This window comes from Streptosporangium brasiliense (assembly GCF_030811595.1).
In the GTDB taxonomy this organism is placed as follows: domain Bacteria; phylum Actinomycetota; class Actinomycetes; order Streptosporangiales; family Streptosporangiaceae; genus Streptosporangium; species Streptosporangium brasiliense.
The window spans coordinates 1,472,229-1,489,313 of record NZ_JAUSRB010000002.1 but is presented as its reverse complement, the minus strand read 5'-3'; the positions used below and the strand labels follow the sequence as shown (position 1 = coordinate 1,489,313).

Genomic DNA, 17,085 nt, shown 5'->3' with positions numbered 1-17,085 from the left:
TCGCCAGAAGGATCGCTTCAGTGGGGAGATGGCTGATCCCGGCCGTCATCGTGCTCGAACTGGCGCTTCTGGCGACCGGCGTCATCGATCTCGGCACCGGCGTTCAGATCGTGCTGGTCATCGAGCTGCTGCTCTTCGTGCTCGTGCTCGTGCAGGCGAGAGCGGCATGGGCCACCTACCGTGACGCACGCGCGGACGGTGACGACGAGGTCAGCGCGGCCGGAACCGCCCTGGACGCGGTCCTCCCCGCGCCGGCCGCCGCCGTCTTCAAGCAGGACCTGCTCCTGTGGCGTGCGCTTTTCCTGGCAGTCCGCCGTAAGAAGGACGCCAGCGCGGACGAGGCCGCCATCGCCTACGGCAAGGATGTCCGGCTGACCATGTGGCTGGTCCTCATCGCCGACGGTGTGCTGCTGGTGGTCGTCCACGCCGCGCTGCCCTGGCCCACGGCCCGGACGGTCATGTTGGTCCTGGGCGTCCTCGGGGTGCTCTGGCTGGCCGGCTTCGTGGCGACGCTCTACGTCTACCCCCACTGCGTCAGCCCGCGGAGGCTCCGGCTGCGCTTCGCTTCGTTCTACGACATCTCCATACCGACCTCCCTCATCAAATCCGCGCGGATCGAGAAGAAGAGCAGAGGGATGCGCAGGTCGGCAGAGGTGGTCGGGGACAACCTGGTGATGGAGGTCTCCAGCTCCACGAACGTGATCGTCGAACTCAGCGAGACGCACAGTGTGAAGCTGCGGAGGGCCGAGCACCCGATCACGACGATCCACTGGTACGCGGACGAACCCGCTCAAGCGGTCGAGCTCGTCCGCAGCTTCATCGGGAGACCGAACGACTCGGCGTCCATGGGCGTCTGACAGAGGAGGACAGCACATGGCACGCGTGGTCCTCGCCACCGCCCTGCGGCCGGTGGCGGCTGATGCGAAAGAGATTCAGGTTTCCCCGGGCACGCTGGAGGAGGTCCTCTCGGAAGTCGGGGCGACCTACCCTCAGCTCTACGAGCGGATCGTGGACTCGGCCGGGGTCAGGAGGTTCGTGAACATCTACCTCAATGATGAGGACATCAGGTCGATCAGTGGCCTGGCGACCGAGGTGGGGGAGGACGACGTTCTGATGGTCATCCCCGCCGTGGCCGGAGGATCGACCGATGACGGGAGCCCCCACCCCGAGTTCTAGGGGTTCCGGGGCCGTCTCCGGCCCGCCGGCCGTGACCAGCTCCGGGGCCGTCTCCGGTCCGCCGGCCGTGACCAGCCCGTCCCGCCGGCGGACCGGCCGCGATCGAGGATCCGGCGTGACGCTAGTGGGCGCCGGACGGGCAGGACATGGTGGTCCGGGCGAACCCGTTCAGCATGTGTCTCGCGTACCAGCACGCCAGCTGCTCGGCGGTCAGCGAGCAGTCACCCTGAACCCACCACTTCAGTGTGGCCAGGGAGGTCTCAACGGTGATCCGGGTCCTGAGCTCGACGAGGGCGCCGCTGGTCCCGGGCGGGGCCGACGGGGACGGGCCGTTGTACAGCTGGTGGATCGATTCGGTCCAGCGTGCATGGAGCCACTGTTCGAACCAGGTGCTTCTCCTGTGCACCAGGAGCGCATGATAAAGACGCTTGTACGCGGCGAAGTGCTCCAGTATCTCGACGAGGGCCGCTACGTACCGGTAGGGGGCGACCGGATGGCCTGTGGCCACGAGAAGCGAACTCAGGCCCTTTCGGGTGCCGTCCGCATGAAGAGTCTCGATCATATGGAACTTGTCGCGATAGTGCCGGTAGAAGGTGGAGCGGTGGACATCGGCTAGTTTCGTGATGTCCGACACCGTGATCATGTCGAATCCTACGGAGCAGCTGAGCTGCTCAAGTGACATATGAAGAGCTCTCAAGGAGCGGTTGGTCCGACGATCGCGAGAGTATCGAATCTCAACGTCTGATCGACTGGAATCCAGCGTCAACTTTTGGGCCTTCCGTTTAAATGAGCCGGCGGTCGGCGGATGCAGATGGTTCCGCGGGCCGGGGCGGGCAGGCCTTGACGCAGGCCGGGACGGCGTCGGAAGCGGACGTGCCGGCGTCCGGGCGGTGAGCTTTTTTCACCCCTGAGAACTTTCCGCCGCGTCTCCCATTTAAGGGGATTACGGCGTGCATGTATAAGGGGTTCGAACAGTGTCGCACGGTCCCGAACGGCGCCGAACAGCGCCGAACGGCGAGCGCTGATCGAGAGGCCGCGCCGCGGCTCGCAAGGGGAGTGCCGTACAGCAGCGCCGTCCGGCGACACCGGCTGGATCCTGCCGCCGAGCGGACCTGGGCGGAAGGTTATCCAGGTGCTCGGTAGTGGCGGAAATCGAAAGATCGAGAGATCTGATCGACCGTCGAGTTGTGACTGCGAGGAATCGCCGTCGTCGTCAGGGCGACGCTCGTCCGGGGGAGCCACCAGACGCGGGGACTGAATGTGTAGCCGGTCGGGCAACGGACGCTGAATTCGCGATACAGGGCGGTCTTGTTTCCGAAACTCCGGGTAGCGGTGCTGACCGTCCTGGTTGTGACATCGTCCTCTCCCCCCTGGGTCGATGTGAAGCATGCCTCCAGCTGCCCCATGTCCCCGTAAAGCGCCCAGGTGCTTCCAAAGTTCTGGGCGTCTTCCCCCAGGCCCTGGATGATGGCTATCCCGGACTCCATGCAGGTCGCATTGCCCAGCGATTTCGGCTGTACGCAGGTGCTGCCCGAACTGTCGGACTCGTCATATGAGACCTGCCATCCGGCGGGAAGTGTGAAACGGAGTCCGCTTTTCAGCGTGATGAGCTTACCTTTGAGGGCCGCCGGCTCCGGCTCCGGGGTCGGGGTCGGGGTCGGTTTTGGAGCAGGGGTTGGAGAGGTCTGCGGCGGAGACTCCGGACGGTCGCTCACCGAAGGCACGGCCTGCTTCATCGTTGATGATCCGTCCGGCAGCCCCTGCGCAGGCGAGGAGGTGGACTGGAAATAGTTCAACCACAGTGCGGCCGCCGCCCCCAGCGTCGCCACGCCGAAAGCAGCGATGGCCGATATGCGTTTCCGGCGGGTTCTGGCCAGTGATTCATCGTGTCGCTTCCACGCCGGATCTTCTCCGACCGGCATCCGCCAGGTGCCATCGATGAACGAGGTTATCGATGAGACGGCATCGGCCTCCGAAGGCGATCCTGCCGATTCCCCGTCGGTGGTACCGCGTAGCACCGATCCGATGATCTGGTCCACCGGCGGGCGCTCTTCCGGGTTCTTGGAGACCGCGCGCCCCACCAGGCCCGCCAGGCTCCGTGGAACCGATTCCGTATTTACTCGATTGTTTAGTATGCGGTGGGCCAGGAGCTCGGGACGCGCATTCCCGAAAGGGAGCTCTCCCGAAGAGGCGTATATCACTATCAGCCCCCAGGCATAAACATCGGTGGCCGGTCCCGCCTCGCCTCCCCCATACTGCTCGGGGCTCATCCACATCGGGGAACCGATCAGCACCCCGCTGCGCGTCAATTTGGTGCCGTCCACGGCGCGGGCTATGCCCAGGTCCACTATCCGTGGCCCCAGCGGAGACAGGATGATGTTGCCGGGCTTCAGGTCTCGATGGACCACTCCGGCGCGGTGCATGGCGTGAATGCCTTCGGCGAGTCCCGCCGCGAGACCGATCAGTCCGCCTCCGGACAGCGGCCCTCCGGCACTGATCCGCTGTTCCAGCGTCGGACCGGGAACATACTCGGTCGCGAGCCAGGGCCGGGCGTCATCGGTGTCCGCGCCGAGGATTTTCACGGTGCCCCGGCCCTGTATCCGCGAAAGCAGCTTTACTTCCCGGGCGAATCGCACGATGAATTCTGGATCGTGGGCGAGTTCGGGATGAACTGTTTTTACCGCGACTCGATGGTTGCTCTTGTCGGTGCCCGCGTAGACGATCCCCATCCCGCCGACTCCCAGCCGGCCCGCCAGCCGGTAGGGGCCGATCTGCTGCGGATCGTGCGGAAGGAGCGGCTGGATCCCGCCGTCGACCGTGTCAATTTCACCGGACATCGAAAATCCCCGCCTCGGCGACGTGGTCCACCACGTGCGTCTCCGTGTCGATCTGAACGGCAGGTGGAAATCCTATGGACGTGGACCGGAGAACTGTCAGAAAGATTCAAACATGTGACCCGGATGACCCCGGCTGGACGGGCCCGCGGGCCGTCGTAGGCGTCCGCCGCGCAGCTCTCACCAGGTGGACAGGCCGTGCAGCTCTCAGCAGGCGGACCTGCCGTGCAGCTCTCACCAGGCGGACAGCAGGAGATAGCCGGCCACCGCCGACCCGGCCAGCGCTCCGCCGTAGCAGGCCAGGCTGATCGCCCTTTCGAGGTGCCTGAGCTGCAGCCCGTGATGGAGGGCGTAGCGGAAGCGGTGGGCCCAGTGGAAGAGCGCGAGCACGCAGAGACCGAGAAGAACGACCCGCGTGACCGGATGGCCCAGCACGGCGGTCAGCCGTCCGTGATCGGGCGGCGACATCCAGCCCAGCGGGAACGCGACGCCGAAGAGGAACAGCAGGGCCGGGATCAGCAGCGCCGACAGCACGCCGCCGGCGCTGAACAGCAGCCACAGGAACGGCTCCACCGGACGCCTGGCCATCGTTCACCCCAGGACCAGGAGAGCCACGAGCGCCGACGCGAGCATCCACGCCACGAGGTTGCCCACGCCGATCACGGCCGGCGGCAGGCGCCTGCCGCGCAGCCGTACGGCCATCGCGTGCGGCGAGAGCGTGAACAGCCAGGTGACGGCGTGGAGCAGGACGAAGCACAGCGCGACCACGTTCAGCAGGACCATCCCCGGTGCGGCGCTCCAGGCCAGGAACCGCCCGTAGCGCTCCGGCCCCTGGGCGACCGCGTTCACCAGCAGCAACAGGAACACCACCGACCACGCCACCCAGACGCTGCTCAGCTCGCGGAGCACGAACAGCAGATACGAGCGGCGTCGCAGCCACCAGAAGACCGGCACGCGGGGCCGGTACCACCGGGGGTGGAACCGCGTGTAGTGGACCTTCTCGCTCATCACGCCCCCCGTGGTAAGAGGAAGGACCTGAGCGACTCCATGGCCGCCGTGAACTTGTAGCGCTGGATGGCCCCCGCCGGATCGACGTCCTTCGGGCAGACCGCGCTGCACTCGCCCACGAAAGTGCAGGCCCAGATGCCTTCGGCCGCCGACAGGACGTCCATCCGTTCCGAGGCGCCTTGGTCACGCGAGTCGAGGTTGTAGCGCTGGGCGAGGGCGATGGCCGCCGGGCCGAGGAACTCCTGGTCGAGCCCGTAGACGGGGCAGGCGGCGTAACAGAGCATGCAGTTGATGCACATGCTGAACTGCTCGTACTCCGCGCGCTCCGCCGGTAGCTGGGGATACTCTCCCTCGGCCGGCGGTTCCTGCTCCGAGCGGATGAGCCACGGTCTGACCTGCGGCAGCTTGCGCATGAAGTCGCCGATGTCCACAACGAGATCGCGCACGACGGGGAAGTTGGACAGCGGCTCGACGCGTACCGGGCCCGGCGCGTAGTCCTCCAGGAAGGTGGCGCAGGTCAGCTTCGGCTCGCTGTTGACGGTCATGCCGCAGCTCCCGCAGACGCCCATCCGGCAGGACCAGCGGTAGGAGAGCGTGCCGTCCAGGTGGTCCTTGATGTGGTTCAGGCCGTCGAGGACCGACCACTCCTTGCGCAGCGGTATCTCGTACTCCTGAGCCACCGGCTCGGTGTCGCTCTCCGGCCGGTAGCGGGTCACCCGCAGGGTGATGTGATCCGCCATGAGCGTCACCTCCCGTACACCCGCTCCCCCGGGGGCCACCGGGTGATCGTCACCGGTAGATACTCCACCCGCCGTGTCCCGTCGGCGTCGCGGTAGATCAGCGTGTTGGCGAGGAACCTGTGGTCGTCGCGGGCCGGGAAGTCGACGCGCTGGTGCGCTCCACGCGACTCCTCACGCCGCAGCGCGCAGTGGACGATGCTCTCGGCCACGTCCAGCATGAACGACAGTTCGAGGGCGGCGACCAGCTCGGTGTTGAAGGTCCGGCTGCGGTCCTCGAGGCGGGCGGAGCGGAAGCGGTCCTGCAGGACGCTCAGCCGGTCGGCGGCCCTGGCCAGCGAGCCGCCCGAACGGTAGATCCCCGTGCTCTCCTCCATGGTCGCCCGCATCTCCTCGCGGATGGCGGAGATCGGTTCCTTCCCGTCGTCGCGGTTGAGCAGCCCGTGTTCCAGCCGCCGCCGCTCGTCCTCCACCTGCGCCCGTACGGCCGGCCGTACGGCGGTGCGGGCGTCTTGCGCGCCTGAGGCGAACGAGGCGGCGGCCCGCCCGGCGCGGGCGCCGAACACGAGCAGCTCGGGCAGCGAGTTGGAACCCAGGCGGTTCGCGCCGTTGATGCTGACGCAGGCGGCCTCGCCGGCGGCGAACAGCCCCTCCAGGGGGGTGGCGCCGTGGATGTCGGTGTGGATCCCGCCCATCATGTAGTGCACGACCGGCCGCACCGGGATCAGCTCGCGGACCGGGTCGATGTTCTCGTAGCTCCGGCAGAGCTCGCGCACGAAGGGGAGCCTGGCGTCGATGACCGCCTTCCCGAGGTGGCGCAGGTCCAGGTGCACGATGGGCCCGTACGGGGTGTCGACGGTCCGGCCCTTGTCGACCTCCTTGACGAACGCCTGCGACAGGCGGTCACGTGGCCCCAGCTCCATGCTGCGCAGCACGGGCCCGGGCGAGGGCGTGCCGAGGTCGTAGTCCTGCAGGTAGCGGTAGCCGTCCTTGTTGACCAGCCAGCCGCCCTCGGCCCGGGCCGCCTCGGTGATGAGGATGCCGGTGAACGGCAGGCCGGTCGGGTGGTACTGGACGAACTCCATGTCCTTGAGCGGAGCCCCCGCCCGGTAGGCCAGGCCCATGCCGTCGCCGGTCTTGATGGCGGCGTTGGTGGTGAACGGGTAGACCTGGCCGCACCCGCCGGTGCACAGGACGACCGCCCTGGCGGTGATGGCCTCGATCCGGCCCGACATCAGCTCGATGGCGACGACGCCGGCCACCCGGCCGTCGTCGACCAGCAGCTTCGTCACGTACCACTCGTCGTAGCGGATGATGCGTCCGTATCGGAGGGAGGTCTGGAACAGCGTGTGGAGCAGGTGGAAGCCCGTCTTGTCGGCGGCGAACCACGTGCGCATCTTCTTCATCCCGCCGAACGGCCGCACGGCCACGCGCCCGTCGGGCTCGCGGCTCCACGGGCAGCCCCAGTGCTCCAGCCGGAGCAGCTCCTCGGGGGCCTCCTTGACGAAGACCTCGACGGCGTCCTGGGCGCACAGCCAGTCCCCGCCGGAGACGGTGTCGTAGGCGTGCTCGTCGAAGCTGTCATCGGACCGGACGACCCCCGCGGCCCCACCCTCGGCCGAGACCGTGTGGCTGCGCATCGGATACACCTTGGAGACGATCGCCACGCTCAGCCGTGGATCGCGCTCCGCGACGGCGATCGCGGCGCGCACCCCGGCGCCACCGCCGCCCACGATCAGGACGTCATGCGGGAGCGTCATGCCGCGCGGCCAACTCACGGGCGACGCCGTCCCCGGCTCCGTGCGCCGGCCGCGGGTCCACGCCCTCAGGTCCCATGGTCGGCTCCGAACTCCTCCCGGACCACCTTCCCGTCGTGCCGGACGGCCGTCACCTGGATGCTGCCGTCGTGATATTCATGACGGATCCGGCGGCAGCCGCAGGAAAAGTATTCGTCCCTGATGACCAGGCCCTGTCCGTCGTCGTCCAGGTAGTGCTCGCCGTCCACGGTCCTCCCGCACGGGGCCTTCGCACCTGTGAAACGGATCTTCGTGCCAACCATCGTCCGCTCCCCTGCAGACGGCCGGGCGTCGCAGACAGCCGGGAGCTCCCGGCTCCGCACGCCGCGGTGGACCGGGACACGGCCCCGGACCGCACCGCGGACGCGTCTGGTCCGCCCTATACAACCCCAGCCTCTCACCCCCCAGACGCTGGGAGAAGACCCGCGATCAAGATTCCCGGGCCGGGCGGCGCCACGGGGGAACCCCGGGTTCTCCCGTGACGGTTCAGCCGTGTCCGAGCCGCTGGAGGGGGTCAGCCGCGTCTGAGCCGCTGGAAGAACGAGCGCTTCTCGCGGGGCGGCGGCCCGGCGGCGGCGGGCTTCTCCTCGGCGGGATGGCGGGCCCGCCAGTCGCCGACGACCTCCTCCACGTCGATGAGCGGTTGGAGGAGCGGCGGGCCGGACAGGGGCTTCCCGTAGCTCTCACGGATCTTGTCGTTGATGGCGCCGATGATCCTGCGGGCCTCGGCCTCCGTCCGCGCGCCCACCGCCACCGCCCGGGACTCCTCGGCCTCCTTGCGCAGCGCGAGCGTCCCCGGCAGCGGGAACGACAGGTTCTCCGCCTGCATCTTCTGCCTGATCCACCACATCTCGTCGTACGGCCTGCCCTCGCCGGGGAGGGGTCTGCCCGCGCCCGGCAGGTCGTCGAACTCCCCGCGCTCGGTGGCCTCACGGATCTGCCGGTCGATCCACGTCTCGAAGCTGACTCCGGGTGGTTTGCGTTCCGTCACACTTTCACCTCCCATGCCGCGATCAGCATCACTTTCGAGGATAGCCAGGGCACATGGTGGACATCCGTCGCGTCGATCTGTCACTATTCCGGACATGATCGTAGGAAAGGACAGCGCCACCTTCATCCGGTGAGCGTTCTCGTGCAGCGGGAAGCTGCCGAAATCCGCGAAGAATGGCTGGGCTGGGCGTCGTCGACGCTGCCCGCCGACCGTCCGGCCGCAGAGGCCGCCATCTCCGGGCTCTACCGCCTGATCGGGCTCCCTCCGCCACGTTTCCACTGGGTCTCCTCGCCGGCCGCGGCCCTGGCCACCGTCCCCCCCGGCGTGCGCCTACGGCCTTCGGAGGCCGTCGAGCGCATGTCCGAATGGCCACTGCCACCGCGGCTCGCCGCTGTGATGAGAGAGCTGTGCCGCGGACTCGACGCCCAGGTCAGATGGGTTCATCAGCCGATGGACCAGCTGATCCGCCGGGAGGTCCGCGGCTCGCTCTCGCAGTCCACCAGATCGCTCCGCATGCCGCTCCAGGCGGCGCACGGCTCGCAGCCCCATCCGGGGAGCGGCTGGCACGACGTGCGGTGCGTCTCCTGGGTCGCCCACTACGACGCCCTCCGCCGGGCGGCCGGCGTGGTCTTCACCCCCGAGCAGACCCGGCAGTTCGACCTGTGGGCGGCGGTGGCCCGGTCATGCGGCTGGTGGTGGCCCCGCGAAGGCGTGTGCGTCGTCTCCGAGCGGCCCGTCGCCATGCACACGGAGGTGTGGGGCGATGACGGCGAAGTGCGGCTGCACCGCGCGGACGGCCCCGCGGCACGTTACGCGGACGGGTGGGAGGTGTACGCCTGGCACGGGACGCAGGTGCCCTCCTGGGTGATCACGGATCCGAGCGTCCCGCGGATCGCGCGGGAGGCCAACGTCGAGGTCAGGCGGTGCGCGATCGAGCACATCGGCTGGGCGTCCTACATCGACCGGGCCGGGCTGCGGCTGGTCGCCTCCGCGCCTGACCCCGGCAACCCCGGCTCGGAACTGCGGCTCTACGACATGCGGAAGGAGACCAGGGTGCTCCTCGCGGTCAACGGGTCCGTCGAACGCGACGGACACCGCCGCCGGTACGGGCTGACCGTGCCGGGCTCCCTCGACGATCCGATCGCCGCCGCCGGCTGGACCTACGGGCTGTCCGCCGAGCAGTACTCCCTTCTCGTCCGCCGAACCTGAGGTGACCTCCATGACTGTGACTCTCGCTTCGCTCTCCCGGCAGACCGGACTCGCCGTGCTCGACCACCTTGAGCAGTCGGTGAGCATCCCCGTCGTCGACGGGCTCCAGGCCCAGGGCGACCTCATCGTCATCCCGCTCCCCGTCGTCGCACCGTCCGTGCGGCCCTGGTGCGACGCCGACCGGCCCTGGCGTGCCGCCGGCTGGACGGACGTGCCTCCCGAGGGGGTCGAACTGCTCCGCGGCGCGGCCGGGGGCAACCCGCACACGCTCGTCGCCGACCCCGGCACCTGCCGGTGGACGACCGACGTGCTGGACTCCGACGGGCTGGCGATCGGCATCTTCGAGACCTCGGCCGTCGCCTACCTGCTGCATCCCGAGCACGGAGCCACGGGCTGCACACCGGGCGCCTATGCCGTCCGGCGGCAGCGCGAGTACGAAGGGCGCCGGGCGCGCCTCGTCGCGGACTGATCCCGGCGCCTGCCTCCTCCGGACGCGCGCCGGGCGTGTGCAGGATCTTCTCGACCGCACAGGGCGCAAGCCCAGGTCGTCATCACGACGGCCTGGGCTTCCCCGGTGTCCGCGGCGCGGCCTCCGGCCTGCTCGGTCCCACCCGGCGCAGCGCCCGCCACCGTCAGGGGCTAGGCGCCGCTAGCGGGAGTGCTCCCTGAGCGGTCCGTCGACTGCCAGTGGTGCGGGTAGGGCGGCTGCTGCTGCACCGGATAGGGCTGCTGCACCGGGTAAGGCTGCTGCACCGGGTAGGGGGGCCGCCACTGCCCCGGGTAACCTCCCGGGTGGTAGGGGGGCCGCCACTGGCCGGGGTAGCCGCCCGGGTAAGGGGGCCGCCAGCCCGGATAGGGGGGCCGCCAGCCCGGGTAGGGCGGATGCCAGCCCGGGTAGGGTGGCCGCCACTGGCCCGGGTAGGGAGGCCAGTGGCCCTGGCCGGGCACCGACGACGCGGGCACGCAGTCGTACTGCGGGCAGGGCGTGGTGAAGCACTGCTTGGGCGAGGGCACGCAGACGCGGCCCGGACCGCAGTTGACCGCCGCGCACGGAGATCCGGGACTGCACGAACCGGCCGCCTGCACGGCCGGCGCGGCGGCGGCGACCGTCCGTACCGCCGCGGTGGCCGACGACCCGTCCGCCCACGCTGTGGTCGTCGCGGCCGGTGATCCGGCCGCGATGACCACAGCCAGGACAGGGATCAGTTTTCGGAGCATTTTTCCCCCAGTTGTCATGATCGCTTCTGACTTCTTCGGCGATGCTCGCACCGGGCGTTCCTGCTGACGGCAAAATGACTCTCAGCAAGTCGGATGGCTTGCCGAGAGTCAGGCGGCGACGCCGCCGCGCCGGGTCCGGATCAGGGCCGGGGGGACGGCCCGCCCGCGGAGTGCCACCTCATCGGTCACTCCGTGGGGCCGGTCTCCAGATGCGTCGTCACGGGCGGTCCCGGGGTGCGGCCCACGGGGGGATACTCGCAGTCGAGCTGGCTGACATCCACGTCCCTGCTGCTGTTCCAGCTCTCGCCCTCCCGGGCGGTGTAGACGAACGTGCAGGCTCTGCCGTGCGAGTCGCTGAAGTTGGAGACGAAGATCTCGTCGTCGGCGGCGCATCCCGTCAGAGCCAGTGCGGCCGCTCCGAGTCCTGCGCACCATGCTGTGGCGCTCCGGCGGGTCATGCCCGGATCGTACGTCCGGAAAGCCCGGGTGATCCGTCTCCTCACGGGGAGATCGGCATACCTGCGGAGGGTCGTTCGCGGTCCTTCCACCACACGGAACGTGACGCTAGTAGTAGCCCTTCCCGCCGTCGAGGAGCTCCCGGATGACGTCCACGTGGCCGGCGTGCCGGGCGGTCTCCTCGATCATGTGGAGCAGGATCCAGCGCAGGGACGCGCCGGCCACCCGGAAGTCCGGGTGCTTGCCCACGTCATCCAGCGAATGGGCCGCGATGATCTCGTTCGACACCGCGCACTGCCTGTCGTACTCCTCGAGGAGCTGCGCGAGCGGGATGCCTTCGACCATCATGTCGGCATCCTCGGGCCCGTCGTCGAACTGCGGTCCCCTGGCCGGCCGGCCCAGCAGCATGACCTCGAACCAGGTGTTCTCCACCCAGCGCATATGGGAGACGACACCCGCCATCGTCATGAGGGGAGAGGCGGGAAGGACGGATCGATGCGCGTCCGCGTCGGACAGGCCTTCGCATTTCCAGTGAATTATCGCGCGCTGCATGTCGAGCCAGCCGACGAGCTGGGTCCGCTCGTCCGCCTCGAAAGGAGGACGATTACGAGGAGGAGTCATGAACGCCGACGCTACCCCAGCGGAGATGAGAGCGCACCGTGATTTCGGCCGGGGCGGCTCCCGCGGACTCAGCCGGCCGGTCCGGGCCGGACAGGTGCTCCGGCCGGTCCGGGCCGGACAGGTGCCTCCGGCGGAGGTGGAGCCGGCGGTGTTCACCTCTCGCGCCGGTGGTGGGGGTGGCGGTCCACCAGGTCGGACAGGAGCGCCTCCCACCTGGCCCCGATGGTGGCGAGCCGGTAGCCGGCCGCGGTCTCCAGGGCGCGGGCTCCGATCTCGCGGCGCAGCTCCTCGTCCTCGATGAGCGCGCAGATCGCGTCGGCCAGCGCCTGGATCTTCCCCGGCCTGACCAGCAGCCCGTCGGAGCCGTGGGTGATCAGCTCGGCAGGTCCGGTGGGGCAGTCGTAGCTGACCACCGGCAGTCCCTTGCTCATCGCCTCCAGGATGACCATCGGCATGCCCTCGCGGCGGGAGCTGAGCACGAACATCGAGGCGGCGCCGAGCTCCGCGCCGACGTCCTTGACGGAGCCTCCGAGGAGCACGTGCCCGGTCAGCCCGTGGCTGTCGATCGACGCCTGGAGCTTCTCCCGGCGCGGGCCGCCGCCGAAGACGCACAGGGTCCAGTCCGGATGCCTGGCGTGGACCTGGGCCCAGGCACGGATCAGCAGGTCGTGGCCCTTGACGTGGGTGAGGCGGCCCACGGTGACCGCGGTCCTGGCGGTGAGGGGGGAGACGCCGCCCTCCAGCCGGGTGACGGCGTTCGGGATCCGGGTCAGGGTCCGCGGGGCGCTCTTGCCCGCCCGCCGGTAGGCGCGCTGGTAGGCGAGGAGGTCGGTCCGGGTGAGTGTGACGAGGGCGTCGAGCCTGCCGTACCGGCGGAGGATCTGCCTGCGGACCGCCGGCCGGTGGCCCGAGAGGTTCGCGTGCTCCTGGGCGACCGTGATGACCTCGGGCGGGGCGGCGCGGGCGACGATCAGATTCAGGCCCGGCCGGGTGCCGATGAGGACGCCCCGGCGGCGGGAGCGGATGTAGCGGAGAAGTTCGAGGCCGGTCCGGAGGGTGAACCGGTGGTAGGCGGCCTCGTCCTTGGGCACCAGCACGCTGGGCAGGCGTGACAGCAGGCCCCTGCGCCGATGCAGCCGCTCGTCGAGGTAGCGGACGCGGACGCCGGCGGGCACGGGGAAGAAGGGCCGCTCGCGCTCCCTGACCACGCTCACGATCTCGACGTCGTGCGTCCGCGCGAGGTGCCCGGCGAGGTTGAGGACGGTTCTGATCGTGTCGGCTTCGAGTGGCTCAACTTCCTGGGCCACTACAACTTCTCCCTGCCCGAGGCTGTGCGCGAGGGCAACTTCCGGCCGCTGCGCACCCCCGGTCAGCGGTAATCGGGGGTGAACCTGCACCGGAACCGTTTGTACCGTAAGCGCTTTCTCTCGGGTCGGAACAGTCTCGGCGGGAGACCTCTGCCCGCATCACCTCCGAGCACGACGACACGGCTGCTGACACCAGGCGAGATACCTGCACCAAGCGGTGTGTTTCTGGCGTACTCCGGCCGTACCCCTTCCATGCCGTCAGGGGCGGCGGCTATGGCGAGCCCCAAGAGGCTGGGGCCCGGTCGGGTGCCGGGGCGGGTTCGGGCGCACGGTCCTGCGGGTTCGTGGTAGGTCGAGGGCGGACCGGCCACCAGACGGCCCGACCGAGCAGTGCGGTGAGTGCGGGGACCAGCACCAGCGACACCACAAGCGCGGAAACCATGATGCCCAGCGTCATCGCGAAGGCGATCTGTTCGTTGCCCGAGGATGTGGCGAGGCTGGCGAAGGAAGCGGCTAGCACCACGCCGGCCGTCGTGATGGCCGGTGTCGTGTGCCGTACGGCACGGGCCACGGCGGCGCGGGCCGGACCTGGTCGCCGCATCTCCTCCCGGATCCGGTCGGTGATCAGGATGTTGTAGTCGGTGCCCAGGGCGACGACGAACAGGAACAACACGAGCGGGAGGGTGAAGCTGACGCCCGGCTTGCCGAGTATGTGCTGGAACAACAGGGTGGCGGCGCCGAGGGTGGCGGCGAAGCCGAGCCCGACGGAGAGCATCAGGATCACCGGCGCGAGCAGGCTGCGCAGGAGCAGCAGGAGAATCAGCGCGATCAGCGCGGCCGCGACCGGGAACACGATCGTGAGGTCGTGCTCGACAGCCGTCGAGATGTCGGCGATGATCGCCGGGGTCCCGCCCACGTGTGCCGTCGTCCCGGCGGGCGTGTGCTGGGCGACCGCGGCCCTGATCGGTCCGGAGGCCAGGTCGCGGGCCTGCTGGCTCTGCGGGTCCGCGGTCGGATAGAGGTCGATCCTGGCGGCGCGGTGGTCCTTGTTCAGGACGGTCCGCGCGACCTGGCCCACACCCTTAACCTGGGTGAGCGCTCGCGATAGACCGTCCAGCCGGTCTGCGGTGAGGGCGCCGTCGTCCTTGGCGGTAACAAAGACGCTCGTCGGGTCCGACACGCCGGCCGGCAGCGTACGGGAGATCTCGGCCGCGGTGGCTGCGGCGGGGGTCTGGGTGCCGGGGCTGCCCTGGCCGTAGTCCATGCGGATGCCGATCAGCCCGGCGGCCAGTGCGGCGAGCAGGGCGACAGAGGCGGTCAGCATCATCAGCGGGCGTCGCGTGACCAGCTCACCCAAGCGGGCGGCACGGCCCTCGCGCGTCTCGCGGTGCAAGGCCGTGCTGGAGGGCCAGAACATCTTGCGGCCGGTGGCCGCGAGCAGCGCCGGCAGCAGGGTGAGGCTGCCGAGCAGCATCACCAGGATCGCGACGGCGATCGCGGGGCCCATCGAGCGAAACTGCCCGAAGGTCGCCAGTCCCAGCGTGGCGAAGGCGGCCACGATGGTCAGCGCCGCCGAGGTGATCGCGGTGCCCACCCGGCCGGAGACCTGCCCGGCCACCTCGCGGGCTGACTGCTCGGGCCTGGCCCGCAGTGCCTCGCGGAAGCGGAACAGCAGGAACAACAGGTAGTCGATGCCAATGCCGAACAAGACCACGTTGATCAGTCCGGGGGTGCTCGCGTCGAGCTTGAGCCCGGTGATCATCGCGGCGCCCGCGACGGCACCCGCGGCCACGAAGCCGATCAGGGCGACCGCGAGCAACGGCAGCAGGGCCGCCAGCACGCTGCGAAACACCAGCACGTTGAGCAGGATGATGAGCCCCATGATGAGCCCGCCCCCGACCGTCGTGGCGATCTTGCGGGAATCGACGGTGTCGACGGCGTCGGCGAGAGGCCCGGTGAAACCGGTACGCATCCCCGCCTCTGAGAACTGCGTCCGGGCGGCGTCCCTGAAGGTCCGGTAGACGCCCTGGACGCCCCTATCCGCACGATTGCCGATCAGCTCGACGGAGAGCAGCTCGAAACTCCGGTCGGGTGCCGTCATCGCCGGGGCGATCGTGGGGGTCTGGGAGCGGTCGGGGAGCAGGTACTGCTGCGGACCGTCGTCCTCCCTCGGCATGATCACCCGGCGCTTGGCCAGCTTCGCCGCCTCGGCCTCGATCCGCTCCTGGTCAGCGGCGCTGAGGGCCTTGCCGTCGGAGCGGGCGACCAGCACCGTCACCGTGGTCGCGTCGGGATTCACCCCGAACCGCTCCTCGGCGATGTTCAGGGCGGCGGCCGAGTCGTAGCTACGGGGCAGGAAGTCCCCGGTCTGGTTCTGGGTGACCCGGTCGAACAGGGTCGGGATCAGGGCGCTCAACGCGACGCCCAGCACCGCCCAGAGGGCGATGACCTTCCATGGGTGTCTGGTGGAGTATCCGGTCAAGGCGCGGATCACGACGTGCTCCGGCGGACGGAAGCGGCGCAGAGTGCGTTGTCGATCAGGCGGGCCGTGGCCTGGCCCTGCTCTCGCGTGCCGGGGTAGGTGCTCCGGGAGACGATCACGCTGGTACGGCCGTCCTGGGTGACGGCGTTGTCGGTGATGAACCCGGGGGTGCCGCCGGGGTGCGACCAGGCCGTGACCCCGCAGCTCAGTCGCTGCTTGGCCATACCCAGCCCGAACTCCCTGCCGGGCACGCCGACAGGGACCGTGGTCATCATCTTCTTCAGTTGTTGCTGCGACAGCACCTGCTCGCCCAGCAGTGCACGCCAGAACCTGACCAGATCTTCCGTGGTGGTGACGGCCTCGCCCGCCGCGCCGGCCCAGCCGAGGCTGAGCAAGGTGGAGCGGAACGGGCGCGCGGTTTCGGCGTCCTCGGTGTAGGACTGCACGTGCGGCTTGGGCAGGAGCGGGGAGTCGCCGGGCAGGGTCGTGTTCCGCAGCTTCAGCGGCTTGATGATCCGGCGCGTCACCTCCTCGCGCCAGGAGTTCCTGGCGGCCTTCTCGATGATCATTCCGGCCAAGGTGTAGTTGATGTTGGAATAGCTCCAGCGGGAGCCGGGGGCGAACAGCGGTCGATGGCCGATGCTGAGCGCCACCAGCCGCCGCGGGCTCATGCGCAGGAACCGGTAGGTGCGGTAACCCCGCTCCGTGTGCATCTTCTTCTCGATGTCGCCCACGGAGTCGTGCAGGCCGCTGGTGTGCTGGAGCAGGTGCTTGACGGTGATCGCGCGTCCGTCGTTGCCGTTGCCGCGCACCAGCCCGGGAAGCCACCGCTCGACGCTGTCGTTGACGGAGAGCCGCCCTTCCGCCTCGAGCTGCAGGATCACGGCGGCGACAAAGGTCTTGGTGTTGCTGCCCATCCGGAAATGCCCGCCGCTCGGGACCGGCACCTGGCGGCCCAGCACCGCCGTACCACTGGATGCGGCCAGATCGGCGCGGGGCGAACGCACCCGAGCCTGCACGCCCAGCGTGCCGGCGTCGCGGATCGCGTCCAGGTCCGCTTGCAGGGCCGCCCGGTCGTAACCGGGGGAAGACGCGTGCGCCGGGCTCACCGCCAGCACACCGGCCGACACGGCCACGGCCGCTGTCGCCACGACCGCATGGAATCGACGCTGGCCAACACTCATTTTTGCCTCCTGGCAGATGTACCTGGTGCCGGGGGTTCCCGGCCGGTATCCAGACCATCAGTCAGA

18 protein-coding genes are annotated in these 17,085 nt (G+C 69.3%); 4 read left to right on the top strand and 14 right to left on the bottom strand.

The window, feature by feature from the left end:
• Window positions 1-20 precede the first annotated feature (20 nt).
• Together J2S55_RS15360 and J2S55_RS15355 are read left to right on the top strand one after the other, a co-directional pair.
• Window positions 21-857 carry a hypothetical protein gene (locus tag J2S55_RS15360; protein ID WP_306861096.1) on the top strand — a complete coding sequence of 279 codons (837 nt, stop codon included), beginning with the start codon at window positions 21-23 and terminating at the stop codon, window positions 855-857.
• Window positions 858-873: 16 nt separating this feature from the next.
• The gene (locus J2S55_RS15355) at window positions 874-1,176 is read left to right on the top strand and encodes a MoaD/ThiS family protein (protein ID WP_306861093.1); all 303 of its coding nucleotides are present in this window, start codon (window positions 874-876) and stop codon (window positions 1,174-1,176) included.
• 121 nt (window positions 1,177-1,297) lie between these two features.
• Here J2S55_RS15355 and J2S55_RS15350 read toward each other — a convergent pair whose 3' ends face one another.
• The 8 genes from J2S55_RS15350 to J2S55_RS15315 all read right to left on the bottom strand — a co-directional run bounded on the left by J2S55_RS15350 (window position 1,298) and on the right by J2S55_RS15315 (window position 8,542).
• The gene (locus tag J2S55_RS15350; protein ID WP_306861091.1) at window positions 1,298-1,819 is read right to left on the bottom strand and encodes a TetR/AcrR family transcriptional regulator; all 522 of its coding nucleotides are present in this window, start codon (window positions 1,817-1,819) and stop codon (window positions 1,298-1,300) included.
• Window positions 1,820-2,300: 481 nt separating this feature from the next.
• Window positions 2,301-4,013, bottom strand: coding sequence for a serine/threonine-protein kinase (locus J2S55_RS15345; RefSeq protein ID WP_306861089.1), 1,713 nt, complete (start codon window positions 4,011-4,013; stop codon window positions 2,301-2,303).
• 231 nt (window positions 4,014-4,244) lie between these two features.
• The gene (frdD, locus tag J2S55_RS15340; RefSeq protein ID WP_306861087.1) at window positions 4,245-4,598 is read right to left on the bottom strand and encodes a fumarate reductase subunit FrdD; all 354 of its coding nucleotides are present in this window, start codon (window positions 4,596-4,598) and stop codon (window positions 4,245-4,247) included.
• Window positions 4,599-4,601: 3 nt separating this feature from the next.
• The gene (locus J2S55_RS15335) at window positions 4,602-5,018 is read right to left on the bottom strand and encodes a succinate dehydrogenase/fumarate reductase transmembrane subunit (RefSeq protein ID WP_306861085.1); all 417 of its coding nucleotides are present in this window, start codon (window positions 5,016-5,018) and stop codon (window positions 4,602-4,604) included.
• Window positions 5,018-5,758: a succinate dehydrogenase/fumarate reductase iron-sulfur subunit gene (locus J2S55_RS15330; protein WP_306861083.1), complete on the bottom strand. Its 741-nt coding sequence runs from the start codon at window positions 5,756-5,758 to the stop codon at window positions 5,018-5,020. Before J2S55_RS15330 ends, J2S55_RS15335 begins: the two co-directional genes overlap by 1 nt.
• Window positions 5,759-5,763: 5 nt before the next feature.
• Window positions 5,764-7,515, bottom strand: a complete 1,752-nt coding sequence (gene frdA / locus J2S55_RS15325; RefSeq protein WP_306861081.1) for a fumarate reductase (quinol) flavoprotein subunit — start codon at window positions 7,513-7,515, stop codon at window positions 5,764-5,766.
• A gap of 65 nt (window positions 7,516-7,580) precedes the next feature.
• Entirely contained in the window at window positions 7,581-7,814 is a 234-nt protein-coding gene (locus J2S55_RS15320; protein WP_306861079.1) for a hypothetical protein, read from the bottom strand.
• A 251-nt stretch (window positions 7,815-8,065) separates the two neighbouring features.
• Complete coding sequence (locus J2S55_RS15315; RefSeq protein ID WP_306861077.1) at window positions 8,066-8,542, bottom strand: DnaJ family domain-containing protein; 477 nt, start codon at window positions 8,540-8,542, stop codon at window positions 8,066-8,068.
• 129 nt (window positions 8,543-8,671) lie between these two features.
• Here J2S55_RS15315 and J2S55_RS15310 point away from each other — a divergent pair, with 129 nt between their 5' ends.
• Together J2S55_RS15310 and J2S55_RS15305 are read left to right on the top strand one after the other, a co-directional pair.
• The gene (locus J2S55_RS15310; RefSeq protein WP_306861075.1) at window positions 8,672-9,751 is read left to right on the top strand and encodes a DUF6745 domain-containing protein; all 1,080 of its coding nucleotides are present in this window, start codon (window positions 8,672-8,674) and stop codon (window positions 9,749-9,751) included.
• A 10-nt stretch (window positions 9,752-9,761) separates the two neighbouring features.
• Complete coding sequence (locus J2S55_RS15305) at window positions 9,762-10,220, top strand: DUF8820 family protein (protein ID WP_306861073.1); 459 nt, start codon at window positions 9,762-9,764, stop codon at window positions 10,218-10,220.
• A gap of 170 nt (window positions 10,221-10,390) precedes the next feature.
• Here J2S55_RS15305 and J2S55_RS15300 read toward each other — a convergent pair whose 3' ends face one another.
• From J2S55_RS15300 to J2S55_RS15275, 6 genes are all read right to left on the bottom strand, one after another.
• Complete coding sequence (locus tag J2S55_RS15300) at window positions 10,391-10,969, bottom strand: hypothetical protein (protein ID WP_306861071.1); 579 nt, start codon at window positions 10,967-10,969, stop codon at window positions 10,391-10,393.
• Between the two features lie 185 nt (window positions 10,970-11,154).
• Entirely contained in the window at window positions 11,155-11,427 is a 273-nt protein-coding gene (locus J2S55_RS15295; protein WP_306861069.1) for a hypothetical protein, read from the bottom strand.
• A 106-nt stretch (window positions 11,428-11,533) separates the two neighbouring features.
• Complete coding sequence (locus tag J2S55_RS15290; RefSeq protein WP_306861067.1) at window positions 11,534-12,046, bottom strand: DinB family protein; 513 nt, start codon at window positions 12,044-12,046, stop codon at window positions 11,534-11,536.
• 152 nt (window positions 12,047-12,198) lie between these two features.
• Window positions 12,199-13,353 (bottom strand): glycosyltransferase family 4 protein, encoded by a 1,155-nt coding sequence (locus tag J2S55_RS15285; RefSeq protein WP_306861065.1) that lies wholly within the window; start codon window positions 13,351-13,353, stop codon window positions 12,199-12,201.
• 271 nt (window positions 13,354-13,624) lie between these two features.
• On the bottom strand, window positions 13,625-15,847 hold the full coding sequence (locus J2S55_RS15280) for an MMPL family transporter (protein WP_306861063.1): 2,223 nt from the start codon (window positions 15,845-15,847) through the stop codon (window positions 13,625-13,627).
• Window positions 15,844-16,986 (bottom strand): serine hydrolase domain-containing protein, encoded by a 1,143-nt coding sequence (locus J2S55_RS15275; RefSeq protein WP_306861061.1) that lies wholly within the window; start codon window positions 16,984-16,986, stop codon window positions 15,844-15,846. Before J2S55_RS15275 ends, J2S55_RS15280 begins: the two co-directional genes overlap by 4 nt.
• Window positions 16,987-17,085 lie beyond the last annotated feature (99 nt).